Here is a 21,216-nt window from a genome sequence, read left to right on the forward strand (position 1 = left end):
CGGCATTACAGCGTGAAGCTCTCGCCCAGGTAGAGGCGGCGGACGTTCTCGTCGCGCACCAGCTCCTCGGGGCTGCCGGTGAACAGCACCTTGCCGTCGTAGATGATGTAGCCGCGGTCGACGATGTCGAGCGTCTCGCGCACGTTGTGGTCGGTGATCAGCACGCCGATGCCGCGCTCCTTGAGCTGGCACACCAGGTCGCGGATGTCCGCGATCGAGATCGGGTCGATCCCGGCGAAGGGCTCGTCGAGCAGCATGATCGAGGGATCGGCGGCGAGCGCGCGCGCGATCTCGGCGCGGCGGCGCTCGCCGCCGGACAGCGCCATCGCGGGCGCGTCGCGCAGCCGCGTGAGGCCGAAATCGCCCAGCAGCTTCTCCAGCTTCTCGGCGCGCGCGGCGGCGTCGGGCTCGGCCAGCTCGAGCACGGTGAGGATGTTCTTCTCGATCGTCAGCCCGCGGAAGATCGACGTCTCCTGCGGCAGGTAGCCGAGGCCGAGGATGGCGCGGCGGTACATCGGCAGGCCGGTGATGTCGTCGCCGTCGAGCATGATCCGGCCCGAGTCGGGCTTCACCAGCCCCATCACCGAGTAGAAGCAGGTGGTCTTGCCCGCGCCGTTGGGGCCGAGCAGCCCGATCACCTCGCCGCGCCCGACCGACACCGACACGTCGGTGAGCACCACGCGCTTGTCGTAGCTCTTCGCGATCGAGACCACCTGGAGGCCGCTCCGCGCCGGCGCCTCGTGGATCGGCGCGACCTGGTCGAGCGACTCGCGGTCGAGCTGGGTGGTGACGCTGTCCATCGGCGATCGACCTCGCATAACAGGGTTACCGGACGACTAACGGCGCGCCGGTTGGCAGGGAACGTGCATGCCCGATCGGGCGCGCGCTTTGAAGGGGGGACATGACGAGCGGTGCGGCCACGGGGGCGAGGCGGGCGCTCGCCCCTCCCCGTCGAGGGGAGGACAGGATCGTTCCCTCAGTTCCGCTTGGGTACCGAGAACGTCCCCGTCACGCGCCCGCTCGGCGCCTGCGTGACGTTGCCCGCCCCGCCGCTGCCGCCCGCCACCGCCGAGCCGTCGATCACCGCGCGCCCCGTGTCGAGGTTGATCGTCAGGCGGCCGCCGCTGACGGTATTGCCCGCCTGGGTCAGCCGCACCCCGCCCAGCATCGTGATGACGCGGCGGTTGAGGTCGTACACCGCATAGGTGCTGCGCGCGGTCTGGTCGGGCCGGGTCACCGTCACCCCGCCCGCGGCGTCGAGCCGCGACACCTGCGGGTTCCCGTCCTCGACCTGCCCGGTGTAGGCGACCGTCATCCGCGCCGCGTCGAGCGTCATCTCGGCCTGGCGCACCTTGACGTTGCCCGCCAGCACGGCGCGGTTGGCGCGATCCTGCAGCTCGATGTGGTCGGCGCCGAAATCGATCGGCGCGGCGCTGTTGTGACGCGTCTGCGCGACCGCGCCGCCGGCGAGCAGCAGCGCCAGCAGCGGGACTCGGCAGGCGACCGGGGCGAGGGGGCGCAACATCCAGCGCTCTTTCTATTTTCTCGGGTCGATCCGCAAGCGCGCATTGCCGTCGAGCGTGACGGTGCGCGCCTCCAGGTCGGCGCGCATGCTGTCGGCGCTGAACGTGCCCTGCCGCACCGTGCCCGTCACCGCCGCGGTGGAGCGCAGCTTGCGCGTCTTGAGGTCGACCACCGCGTCGTTGGTGTCGAGCGCGTAATTGTTCGGGCCGCGCACCTTGATCGGCCCGGCGACGTCGACCTGCTCGCGGTCCATGTCGTAGCGGCCGGTCGGCGCGGTCATCTCCGCCGGTCCGTCGGACAGGCGGATCGCGGCGGCGAGGTCGCGGATGTTGACGACCGGCTCGGCCGAGCTCTTCTGCAGCGCCGAACCGGCGGTGAGCGCGAAGGGCTGCCCCTTGGCGTCGGTGCCGCGATAGCGCGCGCGCTGGATCTTGAGTCGCTCGCGCGCGACCTCGACCTTGTTCTTGTCGAGCACGAACGAGGCGTCGCCGCCCATGGTCAGCGGCGCCATCACCAGGAAGGCGAACAGCACGCCGATCGAGAGCGGCAGCAGGCGGTTGGCGGTGGCGATCAGGCGATCGTGGCGCCCGCCGGGCTGCGCCCAGCGCTGGCGCTCCGAACGCGTGCGCAGCGCCACCTCAGACATGCGCGAAGATGTCCACCTCGGGCCAGCCCGCGAGGTCGAGCTCGGCGCGCGCGGGGAGGAAGTCGAAGCACGCCTGCGCCAGCGCGGTGCGGCCCTCGCGCGCGAGCCGGCGGTCGAGCTCGTCGCGCAGCCGGTGCAGGAAGCGCACGTCGGAGGCGGCATAGTCGCGCTGCGCCTCGCTCAGCTCGGGGCCGCCCCAGTCGGACGACTGCTGCTGCTTCGAGATGTCCTGGCCGAGCAGCTCGCGCACCAGCTCCTTCAGCCCGTGGCGGTCGGTGTAGGTGCGCACCAGCCGCGACGCGGTCTTGGTGCAATAGACGGGGGCGGCGACGACGCCGAGATAGTGGCGGATCGCGGCGAGGTCGAAGCGCGCGAAATGGTACAGCTTCGCCCGCCCGGGATCGGCGAGCACCGCGCGCAGCACCGGCGCGGCATAGTCGCTCCCGGGATTGAAGCGGACGAGATGCTCGTCGCCGCCGCCGTCGGACAATTGCACCAGGCAGAGCCGGTCGCGCGGGGTGATCAGCCCCATCGTCTCGGTATCGACCGCGATCGCGGCGCCCGGGGCGAACACGTCGCCGGGCAGATCTTCCTCGTGGAAATGGACAGCCATGCGAGCGGCTGTAGCGGGGCCGGGCGACGGGCTCAACGCGTTCCTTCCGCCCCGCCTGCGACGGACGGTGGCTCGCGCACGATAAGAAGCAAGTGACTGGCCCTCCTGCAAAGAAAAGACTCGCACAACGATTCGACGGGGCTGGATTGTTCGGCTATGACGGGCGATGCGGCGCGATGGATCTGCGCCCGGGGAACCGCGTTCGCCGTCCTGCGCGTGGTCTCGTTGAGAATGTTCGGGCGGACCGGGAAGACGAACAGGGTTATGGGTTACGACAAGGGCGGCCGCGGCAATCGCGGCGGGCGTGGGCGCGACAAGCGCGACGGTTTCGGCGGCGGCGGTGACGACTTCGGCGGCGGCGGTGGCTTCGGTGGCGGCGGCTTCGGCTACGAGGATCGCGGCGGCTTCGGTGGCGGTGGCGGCAACCGCGGCTTCGGCGGCGGTGGCTTCGGCGGCGGCGGCGGCGGTGGTCGCGGCTTCGGCGGCGGCGGCGGCGGGTTCAGCGGCGGCGGCGGTGGTGGCGGCTTCGGCGGCGGCCGCGGCATGCCCCCCCAGGTCGTCGGCGAGGGCACGGGCGTCGTCAAGTTCTTCAACGCGCAGAAGGGCTTCGGCTTCATCGTGCGCGACGACGGCGGCGAGGACGTGTTCGTCCACATCTCCGCGGTCGAGCAGGCGGGTCTCGCCGGCCTGGCCGAGGGTCAGCCGCTCGGCTTCACCCTGGTGGATCGCGGCGGCCGCATCTCGGCGACCGACCTCAAGATCGACGGCGAGCCGATGCCAGTGACCGATCGCGCGCCCCCGCGCGAGGGCGGCTTCGGCGGCGCGCCGGGCGGTGCCGGCGGTGCGCGCGGCGCGCCGCAGCGCCAGCTGACCGGTGAGAAGGCCACGGGTACGGTCAAGTTCTTCAACGCCATGAAGGGTTTCGGCTTCATCCAGCGCGACGACGGCCAGCCCGACGCGTTCGTCCACATCTCGGCGGTCGAGCGCGCCGGCATGCCGACGCTCAACGAGGGCGACCGGCTGCAGTTCGAGATCGAGGTCGATCGTCGCGGCAAGTACGCCGCGGTGAACCTGTCCTCGTCGAGCTGATCGGCCCGCCGAACGGCTGACAGCGGCCCGCCCGACCCCGTCGGGCGGGCCGTTCTCGTTCTCGCGCCGCCTCGTCGGCCGCGCGGCGCTTGCGCTCGCCCGCTCGCTCGCGCATCGCGGCGCCGAGGGAGCCCATGCCATGACCGCACGCCACCGTCCCGCCCGCGCCGCCGCCGCGCTCGCGCTCGTCGCGCTCACCGGCGCCTGCGCGCCGTCGCTCAAGGTGATGACCTACAACGTCCGCTACGCCTCGGACGAGGGGCCGCAGCCGTGGCCGTCGCGCCGGGCCGCCGCGGTGGCGATGCTGCGCCGCGTCCACCCCGACGTGGTCGGCACGCAGGAGCTGCTCCAGCGCCAGGGCGACGACATGGTCGCGGCGCTGCCCGACTATCGCTGGTTCGGCCGCGACCGCAGGGGCGCGCACGCCGACGAGCATATGGGGATCCTCTACCGCACCGATCGCCTGACGTTGCTGCGCCAGGGCGACTTCTGGCTCTCGGACACGCCCGACGCGGTCGGCAGCCAGAGCTGGGGCACCGACCTGCCGCGGATGGCGACCTGGGGCGAGTTCGCGCTCAGGAGCGATCCGCGCCGGCATTTCCTGCTGATCGACACGCATCTCGCGCACCGCGACGTCGACGCCGCCGCGCGCGACCGCGCCGCGGCGCTGCTGCTCGAGCGTATCCCGACGATCGCGCGCGGCGTGCCCGTGGTGTTGACCGGCGACTTCAACGCCACGCCCGACAGCGCCGCCTATCGCCGCCTCGCCGCCGCCATGACCGACGCCTGGGGCAAGCGACCGGGCGGGATGACCTTCCACGACTTCACCGGGGTGGCCGACCGCCGGATCGACTATATCTTCCTCGACGGCGCGCGCGCCGGCGGCGCCACGGTCGTCACCGACCGGCCGGGCGGGGTCTATCCGTCCGACCATTTCCCAGTCACCGCCAAGGTGACGCTGCTGCGCTGAGTGGCGGGGGAGGCGGCGCGCCGTGCTCCGGCGGGGCGACGGCGGATCTGGGCGGCGCAATACTCCGACATGATCCGCGCGATCGCCGTGCCGGCGGCGCGGGTCGCCCCCGCGCCGCGCGCCCTCACTGCAGCGTCAGCATGACCACCGACTTGGCCGGCAGCGTCACGCTGAGCTGCCCGCCCGCCACCTGCGCGCCCGTGAAGGCGGCGGGCGCGACCGCGTTGGGCTGGTCGAAGGTGTTGATCGCGGTCATCGCGGGCGCGGTGAGGATCTGCCCGGTGGCGCCGCTGGCGTTGAGCCCGGCGAGCGCGGCCTGCACCGTGATCGCGCGGTTCGGGTCGGCGTTGGCGAGCGCGACATGCACCACCCCCGCCTTGTCGCGCACCGCCGAGGCGCTGACCGCCGGCATCACCCACTGGTCCTTGTTGTACCAGGGCGACTTGAGCTCGATCGGCAGCACCGTGCCGTCCATGTACGGCTTGTACATGTGGAAGACGTGGTACGTCGGCGTCAGCACCATCTTGCTGCCGTCGGTCAGGATCATCGCCTGCAGCACGTTCACCATCTGCGCGATCGCGGTCATCCGCACGCGGTCGGCGTGCTTGGCGAAGATGTTGAGGTTGATCGCGGCGACCAGCGCGTCGCGCAGGCTGTTCTGCTGGCGCAGGAAGCCGGGGTGCGTGCCGGGGTCCTGCGCGTACCAGGTGCCCCATTCGTCGACCGCGAGGAAGACGCGCTTCTTCGGATCATATTTGTCCATGATCGCGCTGTGGCGCGTGATCAGTTCCTCCATCTTCCAGGTCTTGGCGAGCGTGTCGGCCCAGCCGGCCTCGTCGAAGTCGGTCGCCGAGGCGCGCGGCGGCCAGCCGGTGCCGCCCGGCACGGTGTAATAATGGAGCGAGAGGCCGTCGAGCTGCTCGCCCGCCTCGCGCATCATCACCTCGGTCCAGTTATAATCGTCGCCGTTGGCGCCCGAGGCGATCTTGAGCACCTTGGTGTTGGCGGGTGCCTTGATGAAGGTGGCGTAGCGGCGCGTCACGTCGGCGGCATATTCCGGGCGCATGTTGCCGCCGCAGCCCCACAGCTCGTTGCCGATGCCGAAATAGGGGAGTTTCCACGGCGCCTTGTGCCCGTTCTGCGCGCGCTCGTCGGCGAGCGTGCCGGCGGGCGAGGTGATATATTCCACCCACTCCGCCATCTCCTGCGGGGTGCCGTTGCCGACGTTGCCCGAGATATAGGGCTCGGCGCCGACCTGCTCGACCAGCTCCATGAACTCGTGCGTGCCGACGCTGTTGGGCTCGGTCACGCCGCCCCAGTGGGTGTTGATCTTGACCGGGCGCTTGTTCTTCGGGCCGACGCCCTCGCGCCAGTGGTACTCGTCGGCGAAGCAGCCGCCGGGCCAGCGGATCACCGGCACGCCCAGCTCCTTGAGCGCGCCGATCACGTCGTTGCGGAAGCCGCGCGTGTTGGGGATCCTGCGGTCGTTGCCGACGTAGAGGCCGTTGTAGATGCCGTCGCCGAGATGCTCGGCGAACTGGGTGAAGATGCGCCGGTCGTAGGTCGCCCCGGGCTGGTCGCCGTGGACCGTGGCGGTGGCGGCGGGCGCGGCGGGCTCCTGCGCCTCACCCGGCGCCGGCGCGAGCGCCGCCAGCATCAGCGCGCCGGTCAGCGCGAACAGACGTCCCTTCATCCCATCCTCCCGTTGTCGGCGGCGCGTTCCCCGACGCGGCTCACCCAGATCACGATTACTCGGACATTATGAAGTGACCCCGCCGAACGCAACGACTTTGCGTCAGCGGCCCACCTTGACGCGCAGCGCGAGCACCAGCGCGTCGGGCGTGTCGCGCCGGCCGCTCGGGTCGATCACATATTGCGCGTCGGGCTCGAGGCTGAGCCAGCGCGCGGCGACCCAGCGATAGGCGCCCTCGACGACCAGCTCGCGCGCGCCGGTGCCCGCGAGCGCGCGGTGGCGGTCGCCGAACCAGGCGCAGGCGAACGACAGGCCGAGCTGGTCGTCGTCGCGCCCCTGCCACGTGCCCGAGCGCACCAGGCCGCCGCCGACGTAGCGCGCGATCGCGTTGTAGCGCGAGTCGGCGACGCCGTAGCGGAGCCAGCCGCTCACCCCGGCGCCCCCGCGCGACTCGCCGATCAGCTGGCGCTCGGCGAGCACATAGCCGCCGCCGTTGCCGCGCCCCCGCTCGGCGGGCGCCCCGATCGGGGCGAAGGGGGCGGTGTAGCGCCAGCTGCCGATCGCCACTTTGGTCGCGCGGTCGAGCCAGCCGAGCTCGGCGACCAGCAGCGCGCCGTCCCCGCGGCGCAGCCGGATCGCGGTCGCGGCGGGTCGGCCGGGGTCGCCGGGGACGCCGTCGAGCACCGCCGCGTGGAACAGCCAGTGGCTCCCGAACCCCACCTCGCCGCGCAGCGCCAGCGAGGTCACCGGGAAGATCGACGGCCCGCGCCGCCCCGACTGCGCCAGCTCGGGGCCGACGCCGTGCGACGACAGGCGGAACAGCCCGCCGCTCACGGTGGTGTCGAACTCGGCGTTGAGGTTGTACAGACCCGCCTTGATCGAGGCGCGGCGGCCGATGTCCTGCTCGACCCAGGCCTCGAACAGCCGCGTGGCCGGCACCGCGGTCTCGATGTTCGACACGCCCTGCGCGTCCCCGCTGAGCGCGGAGAGGCTCGCCCCATTGTCGCGGATGACATAGCCGAAGGCGCGCGCGCCGTGCCAGCCGACCAGCCGGTCGAGGTCGAGCGCGGCCTGTAGGTCGAGGTTGTCGAGGTAGCGCACGCCGCGCGCGCGTCCGCCCGCCGCGTCGGCGGCGAGGTCGGCGGTATAGACCGCGGACAGCGTCACCGTGCCGTCGCGCCGCTCGTTGGCGGAGCGCGGATAGCCGGTCGGGCGCTCGTCCTGCGCGCGCGCGGGCGCGGCGACCAGCGCGAGGCAGGCGAGCGGCAGCGCGACGCGCGACGATCCGGCCCCCATGTCGAACTCCGCTCCCTCTGGCGCGCGGCGCTTAGCCGAGCGCGCGCGGGGCGAACAGGGGGTGACAGGCGCGCCGCGCTCGGCGCCTTGGGTGAGAAGGCGGTGGTGAGACTCACGGGCGTCCCCCACCTGGTCCCCGGCCGAAGTTGAGGACGAGCGCGCTGTCTGCGGCGGGGCCGGTGATGGTGGCGGTGGCGGTGGCGGCGGTGGCAGGGTGAGCGGCTGATGGCCACGGGAGCAACTCCTCAGATCCTCCCCGCTCGCGGCGAGGGGGACCAGCCGAAGGCTGGTGGAGGGGGCTCTCCGCGCCGCGCAACGGCCGCGGAGAGCCCCCTCCACCACCGGCTTCGCCGGCGGTCCCCCTCCCCGTGCCGGGGAGGAGCTGCGGCATAAGTCGACGCCGCCGCTGTCCTACACCGCGCCGGCCTGCGACCATCACGCCGCTCTGTCTCATCGTCGCCGGCCGCCATCCCGGTCAGCGACGCCCGTTGACCAAGATCACCCGCCCCCCCGCGTCGGACTCAACGTTCGCGCGAACCGCGCCAGCGACTCAACATTCGCAACATTCGCGCCCGCCGCGGCGGCGACCGGCACGGCGACGAGCAAGCTCCGCCGCCACCTGGCCGGACGGTGCGTCGTCGCCCTCCGCCGTCGCGCGCGCGCGCCCCCCTTGGCCCGCGGCGCGGCTTCTGCCACGGACGGTGTCATGTTCGCGTTCGCCCTGCTCCTCGCCGCCGCGCCCGCGCCGCTCCCGCAGCAGGAGGGCGAGACCGTGACGGTGCGCGCCCCGCTGCCCGCCGCGCCGCAAACCCCCGCCACGCTGGTCGCCGAGCCAGTGGCGATGATGATCGCCACCTTCGACACGAACGGCGACGCGATGGTCGACCGCGCCGAGCTGGAGGAGGGCGTGCGCCGCTCGTTCGCGGCGATCGACACCGCCAAGACCGGCAAGCTCCGCTATCTCGCTTATTCCGACTGGGCCAAGCGCTTCCTCGGCGACCAGCACGCGCTGCCGAGCCCCTACGAGGTCGACCGCGACGACGACGACGCGGTGACGCTCGACGAGCTGGAGGATCATTTCTCGCGGCTGTTCGCGCGCTACGACCGCGACGGCGACCATCTCGTCAGCCGTGCCGAGCTGCTGACCTATCGCACCCTGCCGGTCGACGCGCAGGGGCCGACCACGGGTCGCCGACCCCCCGGCAAGAAGGACGGCAAGGACGAGAAGGCCAAGGACCGCCGCCGCGGCCCGCCCCCCGGCGACCGCGACGATCTCGCCGGGCGCGCGCGGTGAGCGGGACACCGCGGTTCGCCTTCCAGGTCCACGCCACCGACGGCGCGGCGCGCACCGGCGCGATCCGCATGCACCGCGGCGAGATCCGCACCCCCGCCTTCATGCCGGTCGGCACCGCCGCCACGGTGAAGGCGATGAAGCCCGCCGACGTCGAGCGCGCTGGCGCCGACATCATCCTGGGCAACACCTATCACCTGATGCTCCGCCCCGGCGCCGAGCGGGTGGCGCGGCTGGGCGGTCTGCACGCCTTCATGGGCTGGGAGCGACCGATCCTGACCGACTCGGGCGGCTATCAGGTGATGAGCCTGAGCGAGCTGACCAAGAGATCCGAGGAGGGCGTCGCCTTCGCCTCCCACCTCGACGGCACGCGCCACCTGATCACCCCCGAGCGCTCGATCGAGATCCAGCGGCTGCTCGGCTCGAACATCGTGATGGCGTTCGACGAGCTGGTCCCCACCACCTCGACGCGCGAGGTGCAGGCCGCGGCGATGGAGCGATCGATGCGCTGGGCGCGGCGCAGCCGCGACGCCTTCGACTCGGGTGGCGCGCACGCCGAGCACAACGCGATCTTCGGGATCCAGCAGGGTGCGCTCGACGAGGGGCTGCGCCGCGCCTCGGCCGACGCGCTCGTCGACATCGGCTTCGACGGCTATGCGATCGGCGGGCTCGCGGTGGGCGAGGGACAGGCGGCGATGTTCGGCTGCCTCGACTATGCGCCGGCGCAGCTGCCCGCGGACCGGCCGCGCTACCTGATGGGGGTGGGCAAGCCCGACGACATCGTCGGCGCGGTGGAGCGCGGGGTCGACATGTTCGACTGCGTGATGCCGACCCGGTCGGGCCGCACCGGCCAGGCGTTCACGCGCGACGGCCCGATCAACATCCGCAACGCGCGCTTCCACGAGGACCCGTCGCCGCTCGACCCCGCGTGCGGCTGCGCGGTCTGCGCCACCTGGACGCGCGCCTATCTCCACCATCTGGTGCGCAGCGGCGAGATCCTGGGCGCGATGCTCATGACCGAGCACAACATCGCCTTCTACGAGGCGTTGATGGCGGACCTGCGCGCGGCGATCGCGCGGGGCGCGCTGGCGACGTTCGCCAACGCGTTCCGCGCGCGTTATGGCGCGGGCAGAGGAGAGACCCGATGAGCGACCAACCCAACGAGATCCTGGCCGAGGTGGCCGCCGCCAAGGCGCACGAGGAAGCCGGCGCGGGCAAGGCCGCGCAGCGGCGCCGCGACCGCCGCTGGCAGGGCGGCAAGACCTGGCTGGCGGCGGGGATCGGCTCGGCCGCGGTGGCCGCGGCGGTGCTGTTCGCGAACGCCCGGCGCGACGAGAAATAGGGCCGGCCGGTCTTCGCCTCGCTGCGCGAGGCGCGGCGAGTCCTTCCTCGCCTGGTCCCGCCGGATGCAGGACGCGGGGCCATGAGAGCGGCGCCGGCCACGCTGGGCCCAGCCGTCCGCGGGAGCATCACGGCGACGAGGGCAGCGCCTACAGCTTCATGCCCCGCAACACCGGCTCGATCACCGCGGCCATCGCGTCATAGCCCCGCTCGGTCGGATGCACCCCGTCATAGGCCATCCCCGGCCGCATCCCGCCGGCGGCGTCCGCCAGCGCCGGGGTATAGTCGACGAAGCGCGCGCCCAGCCGCGGCGCCGCCGCCCGGGCCCAGGCGTTGAAGGCACGGATCGGCGCCACCGTCTCCAGCCCCGGCCGCCACGGGAAGCTGGCCGCGGGCGGGATCGAGGCGAGCAGCACCGCGATCCGGTTGGCGCGCGCGAGCTGGACGATCGCGGTGACGTTGTCGCGCGTCTGCGCGGCCGTCATCGGCCCGGTGTTGCCGGCGATGTCGTTGGTGCCCGCCATCAGGTGGAGCGCGCGCGGGCGCAGCGCGACCACGTCGGCCATCACGCGCAGCACCATCTGCGGCGTGGTCTGCCCGCCGATGCCGCGATCGACCCGCCCGGCCGTGAAGAAGCCCGGCCGCTTGCTCCCCCAGCCCTCGGTGATCGAGTCGCCGAGGAAGACGATGCCCACCTCGGCGCGCGACTCGATCAGCCGGCGATTGTCCGCGGCATAGCGGCCGAGCCACGGCCAGTCCTCGTGGAGCCGGCGCTCGGCGGCCTCGTCCGCCGCCGCGGCGGGGGTGGCGAGCGCCCCGGCGGCGATCCCGCCGGCGACTCCCAGCAGGGCGGTGCGTCGGTCGATCACAGCGAGTCTCCCCAGCGGCATATGTCCTCGGTCGGCGGCACCGCGGCGCGCGCGCCGGCGGCGTCGAGCGCCAGATAGGTCTGCGCCGCGTCCGCCGCGGGCCAGCCCGGCAGCCCGGCGCCGTTCGGGTCGCCGGTCTTCACGAAATTGGCCCAATAGTCGATCAGACGCAGCCGGCCGAGCGGCTGGTCGGCGTAGATGAAGGGGATCTCCAGCGCGTGGCGCGTCGGCGCGCCGCTCGCGCTGCCGTCGAACAGATAGCGCCACACCTTGCCGCCGCGCTCCCGCATCGCCGCGGCGAAGCGCTGCGCCGGGCAGCGGAAGGTCGCGTCGGTGGCGATGCGCTGGTCGCGCGTGCCGTCGCGGTCGGCGGGGTCGGCGCGCGGCTCGGGCCGGTCGAGCCCGTAGAAGCGCCGCGCCTGCGCCTCGCGGCCGGGATAGCTCAGCGCGACGAAGGCGTCGCGGCGACTGTGCCCGCCGGGCAGGTCGAGCTCGATCCGGTTGGTGCCGATCAGTACGTCCACGCCCGGCGCCGCGGCGAGCAGCCGGTCGGGTGCCTCCGGGAAGACGGTGCCGTCGACGGTGGTGCGCAGCCAGCGGTAGCTGTCGTCGGTGAGCAGCTGGTCGTGCGTCGCCTCGCCCGCGACGAGCAGCGGCCAGGCCGCGACCGAGCGCAGCTGCGCGGCGTCGCCGCCTGCGCCGAGCGCGTCGTCGACCTGGTCGCCGAGCCGCAGCGCCTCCTCGCGCGAGCGCCACGGCAGGCCGAAGCCGGGGGTGCCGCTCTCCATGATCGCGCGGCGGAACAGCCCGCGCGCGCCCGGTGCGGCGACGAGCAGCCCGACGTCCTGCGCGCCCGCGCTCTCGCCCGCGATGGTCACGCGGTCGGGGTCGCCGCCGAAGCGCGCGATATGCTCCTGGACCCAGCGCAGCGCGGCGATCTGGTCCTGCGTCGCGAGGTTGCCGCCGCCGGCGGCGCGGTGATGGAGGAAGCCGAGCGCGCCGAGCCGGTAGCGCACGCCGACCATGACGATGCCGCGCGCGACGATCGGCGACTCGGCCATGTCGCCGGGTGAACCCGCGTAATTGGCGCCGCCGTGGATCCACACGAGCACGGGGCGGCTACCGGTGAGCGCCTCGGTGCCGACGTCGAGCGTCAGGCAATCCTCCGACTGGTGGAGGTGATCGGCGCGGTTCCAGCCATAGTCCTGCTGGGTGCAGGCGGCGGCCGGCGCGGCGGCGTCGCGGATGCCGGGCCAGCGCGCGGGCGGTGCCGGCGGGGCGAGGCGGCGCGGGCCGAGTGGCGCGGCCGCGTACGGGAGGCCGCGGAAGACGAGATGGCCGCCCGCGCTGGTGCCGCGCACGCTGCCGAGGCTGGTACGCGCGACGGCAGTGGTCCCGTGCTCCTGCGGACGCGGGAGCCCAGGATCACGCGCGCCGGGGCTCGCAGCCCTGGGTTCCTGCGCGCGCAGGAACACGGTGCTCGTGGCGGCGGGCGAAACCCGGCCCGTTCCTACGGCCGTCATACCAGCCTTGGTCCGGGATCCACCGTTCCGCACCTCCGCCGCGGGACCGGTGCGCGGGGACGCGGATCCCGAAACAGGTCCGTGGTGACCCGGGAGGACGGAGGCATCGACTTCACCCCGCCGGCCGACATCGAGGTCGGACGCATCCGCCCCGACCGGCGCCGCCACCAGCGCCAGCGCGGCGAGGAACACGCGCCTCACTTCACCGCCACCTTGGCCGCGCGGACGTTCCAGCCCGCCAGCGTCACCGCCGCCGCCTCGGCCCCGCCCGCGGGATAGCGGATCGCGATCACCTTCCTCTCGCCGGGCAGCAGTGCGACGTAATTGTCGTCGTAATAGGCCGGCAGCACGCGCTTGCCCGCGGCGTCGACCAGGGTCAGCTTGGCGTTGAGCGCGGGCACCGCCCCCTCGTTCGCCAGGGTCACGCGCACCACGCGGTCCTCGCCCTCGCTCGCGCGCTCGGCCGAGCTCGCCAGCGCCACCGGCGCGAGCTCGTCGAGCGCGCGGTACGACGCCTCGTCGCGCCCGCGCCAGTAGAGGTTCTCCGACAGCGTCTTCCCCGCCGCGTCCGCCAGCACCAGCTTCACCAGCACCATCGGGTGCGCGGCGAAGAGCCGGTCGAGCGGCACCGCCGCCAGCGTCGTCGCGGCGTTGGCGGCGGCGTCGAGGCGGTCCTCGCGCGCGAACAGCTCGGCGTTGTCGAGCCCGAGGACGCGCACGCGCGCGGTCAGCCCCGTTGCCGCCGCCTGGGTGGTGTTGAGCACCACCAGCTCGTTGCCCGGCAGGTTGAGCTGGACGTGGAGCGGCTCGGTCGCCTTCTTCGCGCCATAGTAAGCCGCGTGCGTGTCATAGTCCCAGGAGTAGATCTGCCACGCGTTCGACGGCCAGGCCGGGTGGGTCATCCACAGCAGCCGCCCCGAGTTCTTGGTCCAGAGATGGCCGAGGAAGCCCTCGTACATCGCCTTGTGCGTCTCCAGGTTCATCATCTGCGCCTTGCGCTCGAAGTCGGCGAAGCTGGTGCCCGCGCCGAACATCCGCTCCAGCGTCGCGGTGAAGGTCTTAGTGTCGCCGTTCCCGCTGACATGCCAGTCGTGATACGCCAGCACGTCGCCGAGCGGCCAGCGGTCCGCCGCGGGGACGTAGCTCGCGATCGACTCGGCGGTCGACAGCGAGGGCGTGCCGGTCTCGACCGAGAAGCCGGTGGCGAGATCGGTGAAATAGCCGACCGGCGGCCGGTAGTTGTACGGCCCCGAGCCCTGCAGGTTGACCACGTTCGAGCTGCCGGTGAACCAGCGCGTGCCGTCCAGCTCGAACACCGCCCGGTCGAGCCCCTCGTTGAGCGTGGGATAGGGCACGCCCTCGTTGCGACCGAACCAGAGGACGATCGAGGGATGGTTGCGGTAGCGCGCGATCGTGTCGCGCGCGTTGGCGAGGAACAGCGAGGGGTCGTCGGGCTCGACCTGGAAGTTCTGCGTCGACTGCCAGAAATCGTTGAGCACCATCATGCCGTTCTCGTCGGCGAGATCGAAGAACTCCTCCTCGTCGTTGTTGCCCATCCAGTTGCGGATGACGTTCATGTGCGCCTCGCGCTGGAGGCGGAAGAAGGGCTTGAGCCAGTCGTAGCTGACGCGCTTCATGGCGTCGTCCATGCCCCAGTTGCCGCCGCGCGCGGCGATGCGGACGCCGTTGACGCGGAGCGTGAGGTGCGGCTCGGGGAGCGTCTTGGCGATCGGCGTCACCGCCCGCGACGTCGCCCCCGCCGCGGTGAGCGACTCGGCCCAGCCGCGCGGCGACTCCTTGATCGCGGCGTGGCGCACGTCGATCAGCTTCGTGCCCGCGAGCGCGCCGTCGGTGGTCTGGACGTTGACGCGGCGCAGCGCGCCGGCGGGGTCGAACAGCGAGAGGTCGTAGCTCACCTCGCGGATGCCGAAGCGGCCCCGGCGCAGGTCGGACACGCCCGCGGCGTCGCTCACCTGATAGGTGACGTCGTAGAGGTGCGGCTCGCCGTAGCCGTTGGGCCACCACAGCCGCGGGTCGGCGACGCGCAGCTGCGGGAAGTCGCGCGGGGTGAAGGCGACCTCGCTGTGCCCCGGCGCGGCGGTGACCTGCCGCTCCACCGTGACGCCGCCGAAGGCGACTCGCACCGTCACGGGCGCGGCCGCGCCGGCGTTGTCGAGCGGCACGGTGACGTAGACGTCGGCGCTGTCGGTGCGCGGCAGCGGCAGATCGGTGACGACGTGTGGGTCGCCGATCCTGACCGCGCCGGTCGCGACCAGCTCGACCGGGCGCCAGATGCCGGTGTTGCGGTCGCGGATGCCGGGGATCCAGTCCCAGCCCTCTGTGGCGACGAAGGTGGGGCCGTCGATCGCGAGCTGGCCGCCGTTCTCGCCGACCCCCGCCGAGACCGACTGCTCGTGCGGGATGCCGGGGTGCGGCGGCGGCGAGACGCGCACCGCCACGACATTCTCGCCCGCCACCGGCGTATAGGCGAACTGGCCGCGGATGAAGGCGCCGCGCGTCGTGCCGAGCTTCTCGCCGTTGGCCCAGACCTCCGACGCATAGTTGATCCCACCGAAGACGAGCGTCAGCCTCCTGCCCGCCGCCTCGGGCGGGACGGTGAAGCGCGTGCGGTACCAATAGTCCTGCCGCGCGAGCCGCTCGGGGATCTGCAGGTTGTTGAGCCCGTAATAGGGGTCCGGGTAGACGCCGCGGTCGACCAATGTCTGCAGCACGGTGCCGGGCACGGTCGCGACGCGCCACGCCTCACCCCGGGCGGCGCCGGGTCGCGAGAGCGCGGCACCGTCGCCGGTCACCTCGGGCGCGGCGGCGAGCTGCCAGCCGTTGAGCTGCCAGTGGCCGGGCGCGGTCGGCTGCATCACGGGCCGCTGCGGCACGGGCTTGGCGACCGGCCTGGTCGTCGCGTCGGCGCGCGACCGGGGGAGCGTCCAGGCGTCCTGCTGGACGGTGAGGCCGATGTTGGCGCTCTTCTGGAACGGCCAGCCGACGCCGATCTCGGTCATCTGCACCGTGTCGAAGTCGGGCCGGGCGCGCGCGGCGGCGGCGAGCGCGCGCGCGTCGGTCGCGCCGCTCTCCGCCGTCGCGCCGACGAGCTGGCCGCCGAGATGCGCCGCGCCGGGCGGCGCGATCGCGATCACCGGCGTCACCGCGACGGAGCGCGCCGCGACGGTGCTGACGCGGCGCCCGTCGACGTAGAGCGTCGCGCGCGCCCCGTCGGACACCGCCGCGACATGGGCCCATTTGCCCGGGGTGAGCGCTGGCCCGCGCACCGCCGCCTCGCCGTCGCGGAGCACCAGCCGGCCGCCGTCGAGCAGCAGCGCGCGCTGCGTCGGCGCGGCGCCGAGCGCGATCAGCGTGACCGCGCCGTCCTGCCTCGAGTCAGGGCGGACCCAGGCGCTCAGCGTGTAGGGTGCCCCCGCCGCGACCAGCGCGTCGGCGCGCGCGAGCGGACGCTCGATCCCGATCCCGCCCGCCAGGCTGCGCACGTTGTACGGCCCGCCGTTGCCGGGCACGTCGGCGCGCGCCGCCATCCCCGCGCCCAGCGCCAGGCCGGTGCCCGCCAGCAGCCACGCCGCCCTCCTCATTCTCGCCCCCATCGTCTCTCTTCCCGGTACGCGCCGCGGCGCGATGTCACTGCCCCCCGCCCGCGACGCGGCGGAGGAAATCCTGGTGCGGCTCGGCCAGCCGCAGCGTGCCCGCGATCGCCTCGCGCATCCGCGCCAGGCTGTCGGTGAGCGTCGCGACGTCATACTGGTCCGCCATCGGCGACGGACGCGCGGGCAGGTCGTCGAAGCCGGCGTAGAGGCTGAGCCAGCTCGCGTCCTGGAACGTGTCCCACTCGCGCCGCACGAACTCGCCCGCGGCGCGCCACGCGTCGAGCTTGGCCTGGAGGCCGTCGGTCGGCGGCACCGCGCGGATCGCGTCCCAGAAGGGCTCGCCCTCGCGCCGGTTGGGCAGATAGTGGAGCAGCAGGAAATCGCGCATCCGCTCGAACTCCAGCACCGACTGGCGATTGTAGGTCGCCGCCAGCCGCGGGTCGAAGCCGCGGTCGGGGAACAGCGGCGCCAGCCGGTCGAGCCCCGACTGGATCAGCGAGATGCTGGTCGACTCGAGCGGCTCGAGGAAGCCCGAGGCGAGCCCCAGCCCGACGACGTTCCCCTCCCAGAAGCGCGCGCGATGCCCCGCGGTGAAGCGCAGCCGGTTGGCGGGCGCGAGCGGCTCGCCCTCCAGGCTGGCGCGCAGCACCGCCTCGGCCGCGTCGTCGCTCGTGAAGTCGGAGCAATAGACATAGCCGTTGCCGGTGCGATGGCGCAGCGGGATATGCCACTGCCATCCCGCGGCGCGCGCGGTCGCGGTGGTGAGCGGGCGGTGCGGCGCCGAGGCGCGGCACGGGATCGCCACCGCGCGGTCGCACGGCAGCCAGCGGCGCCAGTCGACGTACGGCACCCCCATCGCGTCGCCGAGCAGCAGGCTGCGGAAGCCCGAGCAGTCGATCCACAGGTCGCCCTCCAAGCGCGTGCCGTCCTCGAGCAGCACCGCGTCCACCAGGCCGCGCTCGCCGTCGCGAAGCACCTCGGTGATGCGCCCCTCGACGTGGCGGACATGGTTGGCGAGCGCGAGCCGCTTGAGCAGCGCGGCGAACTTCGATGCGTCGAAGTGGAGCGCGAAGTTGAACACGCCGAGGTCGTTGGCGGGGCGGTCGGCGGGCGGCAGGAACAGGCCGCGCTCGGCCAGCTGGGTCGCGACGCAATAGGCGCCGATCGGGGTCGGATCGCCCGCCGCGCGCAGCTTGAGCCAGTAATGGTGGAAGGCGACCCCGCGCGCGGCGACGCCGTACAGGCCGAAGGGGTGGAAGAAGTCGTGGCCGTCGCGCTGCCAGTCGCGGAAGCGGATGCCGTATTTGATCGTGCCCTCGGTCTCGCGCAGCACCTCGGCCTCGCCGAGCTCCACCGCGGCGAGGAAGTCGCGGATCGCGGGCACGGTGGCCTCGCCGACGCCGACGGTGCCGATCGCGGCGCTCTCCACCACGGTGATGGCGAGCCGCAGGTGCGCGAAGCGGCGCGCCAGCCAGGTCGCCGCCATCCAGCCGGCGGTGCCCCCGCCGACGATCGTGATCGAGCGGATCGGTGCGTTCGTCATGATGCGTCCCTCACCCGCCACCGCTCCTGCCCGAGGGCGGGAGCGGTGACCAGGGCGATCAGAAGCGGACGCGCGCGCCGGCGATGAAGCGCCGCTCGTAGATGTTCTCGTACAGCACCTGATCGGGCCAGGTGAGATAGTAACGCTCGGTCTCGGCGGTCAGGTTGGAGGCCTGGCCGTAGAGGGTGAGGAACGGCGTCACGTCATACGAGATCGAGGCGTCGAGATAGTTGGTCGGCTGCTGATACTGGGCGAGACCGTCGATCCCGCCGTAGTTGGACGACACCAGCCGCTTCGAGCGGTAATTGTAGGCGACGCGCGCCTGCAGACCATATTTCTCGAACCAGAGCGCGGCGTTGATCTGGTGCTTCGAATTGTCCTGGAACGGCTGGTTGTTGCCGGCCAGGTCGACGAGCCCGGCGTCGCCGAGCGACAGCGTGTAGTTGGCGTCGACACCGAAGCCGCCGAACAGCCCGTTGACGCCATAGTCGGCCAGCGACTGGCGCGCCGAGAGCTCGATGCCCTTGAGCGTGCCGCCCTCGCCCTGGCGGAAGGTGTTGGTCACGACCTGGCGGCGGATCACGCCGTCATTGTCGGGGATGTCGCTGCGCAGCTCGGTGGTGCGATCGATGAAGCTGTCGACCGCGATGTAGAAGGCACCCGCCGCGATCAGGCTCGACCGACCCGTGTAATATTCGAGGCTGCCCTCGACGTTGGTGGCGCGCCACGGGTTGAGGTTGGGATTGCCGAGCGAGTCGGCGGTGCGCGCCTCGAACAGGTTGGTCGCCGTGTTGATCGCGTAGTTGATGTTGAGACCGCCGCCCCATTGCTGGAAGTCGAGCAGCGTCATCGTCTTCGAGAAAGCGGCGCGGGCGCGCAGCTTGTCCGTCACGTCGAAGGCGATGTTGATCGACGGCAGGAAGTCGGTGAACTCGCGCTGGGTGCGCACGTCGCCCGCGTCCACACCCGCGACGCCGTAGGGCTGCGGCACACCGACGATGTTCTGCCGCACGTTGAGCCGCGTGTTGACGACCTGCAGGCCGCCGTTGGCGCGGAACGGCATGCCGAGCAGCTCACCCTCGCCGGACACCTGGGCGTAGCCCGAGATCTGGCGCGTGTTGACGTCGAACGACAGCGCCGGGTTGATGACGTTCACGCTGCCCGGGTAGAACTTGTTCTGCCAGGCCTCGCTGTCGTCCATCGCCTTCGGATCGAGCGCCCACAAGGTCGGCGCCCCGGCGGCGGGAAGCTGATATTGCTTGATCTGACCGGCGAAGATCGGATCGGTCGCTTGGCGCGTCAGCCCGGCGGTGTAGCCGCGGCCCTGCGCGTCGAGCACCGGGCAGTATTTGTCGTCGAGGTTGACGTCGAACGCCTTCCACTTGACCAGGCAGCCCGCCGCCGGGTTCGCCGGGTTGTCGGTGTTGCCGGCATAGACCGGCGAGGCGCGGTCGAACGTGTACTGGTTGACGCTGCGCTCGCCGTAGCGCGCGCCGAAAGCGATCTTGAGCTCGTCGTTGGGCTGCCACTCGCCGTCGGCGCGCAACGCCCAGATATCGCCCTTCTGGTAGACGTTGCCCTCGGACGAGACGGTCTTCAGGCCGTAGCGCGAGGCGTCGCCCGCCTGCGCGAGGAAGCCCGGCGAGAAGCCGAAGACGGGCGTCCCGCTCGAATAGTCCACCGTCGCGGTGTCGCTGTAGACCTGGTAGCCGGTCGGGTTGAACGTCCGGTCGCCGCCCACCGAGGCGGGATAGTTGCCGAGCCCGCCGTTGGCGACGCCGGTGCTCCGCGGCGTCCCGTCGGCCTGATAGCCCCACTGGCGTCCGTTGGTTAGGCTGAACTGGGTGTACGACTGGTCGCGGTCGCGGTTGGCCTTGCCATAGATGCCGCGCACGGTCGCCTTGAACGTGTCGGTCGGCTTCCAGTCCAGCTGGACGTTGTAGTTCTGCGACTCGCTCTTGGTGCGGAAGGTCTCCGAGTAGCTGTCGAAGCTCGGCAGCGCGTAGGTATATTGCTGGACGGTGTTGACGTTGTAGCCGCCCGAGGTGGCGCCGGTGTCGCGCGACTTGGTCGGCGAGAAGGGCGACGACAGCCAGTCGATGTTCTGGAACTGGAAGCCGGCGGTGCGGTCATATTGCGTCTGGCGCGTGTAGAAGCCGTCCGCGGTCAGCCGCAGCGCGTCGTTGATCTCGAACTGGAACGACGCGTTCGCGCCGAAGCGCTGCCGATCGGTGATGCGGTTCCACGCGGTGTGCGACTGCGGCGTGATGAACGCGTCGTTGGCGTCGCCGTCGCCGTTGACGTCGTAGCCGGTGATGTTGCCGCTGGCGTCGCGCACCGGCGTGCCGCGGCTGACGCCGTTGTTGCCGACCGCGAAATCACCCTGGTTGGTGGCGCTGCCCGACTCGTTGCGCAGCGCGACGCCATAGTCCTGCACGCCGCGGAAGCTGTTCGCCAGCGTCAGGTCGCTGTACGAGGCCGACACCAGCAGGCCGACGCGGTCGCCGTGGAACGCGATCAGGCCGTTGAACGACGGGTTCCACTTCTCGGTCTTGTCGCCATACTGGCCCTCGCCCGCGGCGGAGAAGGTGAGGCCCTGCTTGAGGTCGAACGGTCGCCGCGTCAGCAGGTCGATCGTGCCGGTAAGGCCGGCCTGCTGGAGCGAGGCGGTCGGCGACTTGAAGACGGTCGCGCCCGAGAAGAGCTGCGACGGGATGTCGGTGAAATTGGGCTGCACCGTCGTCACCGAGTTGGCGCCGAGGAACTGCTCGCCGTTGAGCAGCGTGGTCACCTGCGGCAGGCCGCGGATGTTGACCGCGGCGCCCTCGCCCGCGTCGCGGCGGATCTGCACGCCGGGGATGCGCTGGAGCGAGTCGGAGATGGTGACGTCGGGCAGCTTGCCGATGTCCTGCGCGCTGATCGCCTCGACCACGCTGTCGGCGTTGCGCTTCACCTCGATCGCGCGCGCCTGCGAGGCGCGGATGCCGGTGACGACGATGTCGGCGGGCTCGTCGCTCGCCTGATCGGGCGCGGCGACGCGGTCGGGATCGGTCGTCGCCGCGTCCCCGGTGGCGGTGCCGGCGCCGGTCTGCGCCAGCGCGTCGAGCGGCAGGCCGAGCAGCCCGACCAGCGACACGGCGGCGAGCAGCTTCGCGCGGCTCGCATTCAACCCGTTGATCCCCTTCATAAATCCCCTCCTGGCAG

At 72.2% G+C, this 21,216-nt stretch carries 16 protein-coding genes; 5 read left to right on the top strand and 11 right to left on the bottom strand.

Translation table 11 applies throughout. The annotated features are described in order from the left end of the window. Window positions 1–5: 5 nt before the first annotated feature. The 4 genes from lptB to KZ813_RS11325 form a co-directional block, all read right to left on the bottom strand. Entirely contained in the window at window positions 6–800 is a 795-nt protein-coding gene (gene lptB / locus KZ813_RS11310) for an LPS export ABC transporter ATP-binding protein (protein ID WP_258046659.1), read from the bottom strand. A 176-nt stretch (window positions 801–976) separates the two neighbouring features. Beyond that, on the bottom strand, window positions 977–1,525 hold the full coding sequence (locus tag KZ813_RS11315) for an LptA/OstA family protein (RefSeq protein WP_219755077.1): 549 nt from the start codon (window positions 1,523–1,525) through the stop codon (window positions 977–979). A 12-nt stretch (window positions 1,526–1,537) separates the two neighbouring features. Then, on the bottom strand, window positions 1,538–2,170 hold the full coding sequence (gene lptC, locus KZ813_RS11320; RefSeq protein ID WP_219755078.1) for an LPS export ABC transporter periplasmic protein LptC: 633 nt from the start codon (window positions 2,168–2,170) through the stop codon (window positions 1,538–1,540). Further along, complete coding sequence (locus tag KZ813_RS11325) at window positions 2,163–2,783, bottom strand: ribonuclease D (protein WP_219755079.1); 621 nt, start codon at window positions 2,781–2,783, stop codon at window positions 2,163–2,165. Before KZ813_RS11325 ends, lptC begins: the two co-directional genes overlap by 8 nt. Before the next feature lie 264 nt (window positions 2,784–3,047). On the opposite strand from KZ813_RS11325, the gene KZ813_RS20385 reads away from it, so the two are divergent. Then, complete coding sequence (locus tag KZ813_RS20385; RefSeq protein ID WP_219755080.1) at window positions 3,048–3,872, top strand: cold-shock protein; 825 nt, start codon at window positions 3,048–3,050, stop codon at window positions 3,870–3,872. A gap of 139 nt (window positions 3,873–4,011) precedes the next feature. Next, window positions 4,012–4,842 (top strand): endonuclease/exonuclease/phosphatase family protein, encoded by an 831-nt coding sequence (locus tag KZ813_RS11335; protein WP_219755081.1) that lies wholly within the window; start codon window positions 4,012–4,014, stop codon window positions 4,840–4,842. Between the two features lie 124 nt (window positions 4,843–4,966). Here KZ813_RS11335 and KZ813_RS11340 read toward each other — a convergent pair whose 3' ends face one another. Both KZ813_RS11340 and KZ813_RS11345 read right to left on the bottom strand, forming a co-directional pair. Continuing rightward, window positions 4,967–6,535, bottom strand: a complete 1,569-nt coding sequence (locus tag KZ813_RS11340; protein WP_373369273.1) for an alpha-N-arabinofuranosidase — start codon at window positions 6,533–6,535, stop codon at window positions 4,967–4,969. A gap of 102 nt (window positions 6,536–6,637) precedes the next feature. Then, the gene (locus KZ813_RS11345; RefSeq protein ID WP_219755082.1) at window positions 6,638–7,831 is read right to left on the bottom strand and encodes a carbohydrate porin; all 1,194 of its coding nucleotides are present in this window, start codon (window positions 7,829–7,831) and stop codon (window positions 6,638–6,640) included. A gap of 706 nt (window positions 7,832–8,537) precedes the next feature. On the opposite strand from KZ813_RS11345, the gene KZ813_RS11350 reads away from it, so the two are divergent. From KZ813_RS11350 to KZ813_RS11360, 3 genes are read left to right on the top strand one after another with little or no spacing between them, the layout of a single operon-like run. Then, on the top strand, window positions 8,538–9,125 hold the full coding sequence (locus KZ813_RS11350) for an EF-hand domain-containing protein (RefSeq protein ID WP_258046660.1): 588 nt from the start codon (window positions 8,538–8,540) through the stop codon (window positions 9,123–9,125). Next, entirely contained in the window at window positions 9,122–10,270 is a 1,149-nt protein-coding gene (gene tgt, locus KZ813_RS11355; protein WP_219755083.1) for a tRNA guanosine(34) transglycosylase Tgt, read from the top strand. Before KZ813_RS11350 ends, tgt begins: the two co-directional genes overlap by 4 nt. Next, the gene (locus tag KZ813_RS11360; protein WP_219755084.1) at window positions 10,267–10,464 is read left to right on the top strand and encodes a hypothetical protein; all 198 of its coding nucleotides are present in this window, start codon (window positions 10,267–10,269) and stop codon (window positions 10,462–10,464) included. Before tgt ends, KZ813_RS11360 begins: the two co-directional genes overlap by 4 nt. Before the next feature lie 148 nt (window positions 10,465–10,612). On the opposite strand, the gene KZ813_RS11365 is transcribed toward KZ813_RS11360, so the two are convergent. The 5 genes from KZ813_RS11365 to KZ813_RS11385 form a co-directional block, all read right to left on the bottom strand. Then, a complete protein-coding gene (locus KZ813_RS11365) occupies window positions 10,613–11,332 on the bottom strand; it encodes a GDSL-type esterase/lipase family protein (protein WP_308461865.1) in 720 nt (239 codons plus the stop codon). Then, entirely contained in the window at window positions 11,329–12,855 is a 1,527-nt protein-coding gene (locus KZ813_RS11370) for a carboxylesterase family protein (protein WP_258046661.1), read from the bottom strand. Before KZ813_RS11370 ends, KZ813_RS11365 begins: the two co-directional genes overlap by 4 nt. A 197-nt stretch (window positions 12,856–13,052) precedes the next feature. Beyond that, window positions 13,053–16,457, bottom strand: a complete 3,405-nt coding sequence (locus KZ813_RS11375) for a glycosyl hydrolase 2 galactose-binding domain-containing protein (RefSeq protein WP_258046662.1) — start codon at window positions 16,455–16,457, stop codon at window positions 13,053–13,055. A 46-nt stretch (window positions 16,458–16,503) separates the two neighbouring features. Next, complete coding sequence (locus tag KZ813_RS11380) at window positions 16,504–18,012, bottom strand: tryptophan halogenase family protein (protein WP_219755088.1); 1,509 nt, start codon at window positions 18,010–18,012, stop codon at window positions 16,504–16,506. 58 nt (window positions 18,013–18,070) lie between these two features. Beyond that, window positions 18,071–21,199 (bottom strand): TonB-dependent receptor, encoded by a 3,129-nt coding sequence (locus KZ813_RS11385; RefSeq protein WP_219755089.1) that lies wholly within the window; start codon window positions 21,197–21,199, stop codon window positions 18,071–18,073. Window positions 21,200–21,216: the final 17 nt, after the last annotated feature.

This window comes from Sphingomonas folli, from assembly GCF_019429525.1.
GTDB lineage: Bacteria > Pseudomonadota > Alphaproteobacteria > Sphingomonadales > Sphingomonadaceae > Sphingomonas > Sphingomonas folii.

Bases quoted from the DNA above. Each gene is read 5' to 3' on its own strand.
- KZ813_RS11315 (WP_219755077.1), bottom strand. From the start codon at position 1,525: ATGTTGCGCCCCCTCGCCCCGGTCGCCTGCCGAGTCCCGCTGCTGGCG.
- KZ813_RS11385 (WP_219755089.1), bottom strand. From the start codon at position 21,199: ATGAAGGGGATCAACGGGTTGAATGCGAGCCGCGCGAAGCTGCTCGCC.
- KZ813_RS11340 (WP_373369273.1), bottom strand. From the start codon at position 6,535: ATGAAGGGACGTCTGTTCGCGCTGACCGGCGCGCTGATGCTGGCGGCG.
- KZ813_RS11345 (WP_219755082.1), bottom strand. From the start codon at position 7,831: ATGGGGGCCGGATCGTCGCGCGTCGCGCTGCCGCTCGCCTGCCTCGCG.
- KZ813_RS11370 (WP_258046661.1), bottom strand. From the start codon at position 12,855: ATGACGGCCGTAGGAACGGGCCGGGTTTCGCCCGCCGCCACGAGCACC.
- lptC (WP_219755078.1), bottom strand. From the start codon at position 2,170: ATGTCTGAGGTGGCGCTGCGCACGCGTTCGGAGCGCCAGCGCTGGGCG.
- lptB (WP_258046659.1), bottom strand. From the start codon at position 800: ATGGACAGCGTCACCACCCAGCTCGACCGCGAGTCGCTCGACCAGGTC.
- KZ813_RS11360 (WP_219755084.1), top strand. From the start codon at position 10,267: ATGAGCGACCAACCCAACGAGATCCTGGCCGAGGTGGCCGCCGCCAAG.
- KZ813_RS11335 (WP_219755081.1), top strand. From the start codon at position 4,012: ATGACCGCACGCCACCGTCCCGCCCGCGCCGCCGCCGCGCTCGCGCTC.
- KZ813_RS11375 (WP_258046662.1), bottom strand. From the start codon at position 16,457: ATGAGGAGGGCGGCGTGGCTGCTGGCGGGCACCGGCCTGGCGCTGGGC.
- KZ813_RS11325 (WP_219755079.1), bottom strand. From the start codon at position 2,783: ATGGCTGTCCATTTCCACGAGGAAGATCTGCCCGGCGACGTGTTCGCC.
- KZ813_RS11350 (WP_258046660.1), top strand. From the start codon at position 8,538: ATGTTCGCGTTCGCCCTGCTCCTCGCCGCCGCGCCCGCGCCGCTCCCG.
- KZ813_RS20385 (WP_219755080.1), top strand. From the start codon at position 3,048: ATGGGTTACGACAAGGGCGGCCGCGGCAATCGCGGCGGGCGTGGGCGC.
- KZ813_RS11380 (WP_219755088.1), bottom strand. From the start codon at position 18,012: ATGACGAACGCACCGATCCGCTCGATCACGATCGTCGGCGGGGGCACC.